Source organism: Tissierella sp. (genome assembly GCF_052089545.1).
GTDB lineage: Bacteria > Bacillota > Clostridia > Tissierellales > Tissierellaceae > Tissierella_A.
Genome location: NZ_JBQDAA010000041.1, coordinates 13,889 through 14,511, shown reverse-complemented (window position 1 = coordinate 14,511; position 623 = coordinate 13,889). Strand labels below are relative to the sequence as shown.

General features: G+C 23.1%; 1 protein-coding gene. It reads right to left on the bottom strand.

The features are described from left to right. A partial coding sequence (locus ACTHW2_RS04905) for a nucleotidyltransferase family protein (protein ID WP_442262759.1) occupies positions 1–623 on the bottom strand: 623 nt, incomplete at both ends.

The following is a 623-nucleotide window of genomic DNA, read 5'->3' as shown; positions in this document are numbered from 1 at the left end:
AAGCCTTCATTTATATCAATTAAATTTTTTAATTTATTTTTATCGGTGGTTAAGAATAAATATCTAATAATATTATTATAGTTTTTTATCGTATTAAATTGCTTATATTTTTCAATGTATTCCCGTAATATATTAAAAGATTCTTTAGGAAGAAGTTCTTTGGAAGCATCTATATTGTTATTAAGTATAATATTTCTTATCCCAGTTGCCGAAGAATATTTAGTTTTTATGCTTTTATCTTTATAATCAGAACCTATTCTTTTTATTGTATAAGGTTTTATATCAGAATTGATTGAATGTAAGGCTTTTAAATATTCAATAGCTAATATATTATTAGATTCTTTAAGTATATCTTGAACATTATCAACTTTAAATAAACTGTTTTGGTTAATATAGTCCTGTAAAGCTAAGCTTCTAGATACTGGGAATGAATTGCCTAAAGATAAATAGTAATTTAAGTGTTTTTTAAATTCTATAGATTCATCTAATAATATGTAACTTATTTCTTTTAAAGGTTCTAAATTTCCTTCTTCACTACCAAAAGATAAATAGTCAACAACATTAATAGCATTTAGTATTTTTATAGCCCCTAATGAAAAAAGTTCTGCACTTTGGGATGAATA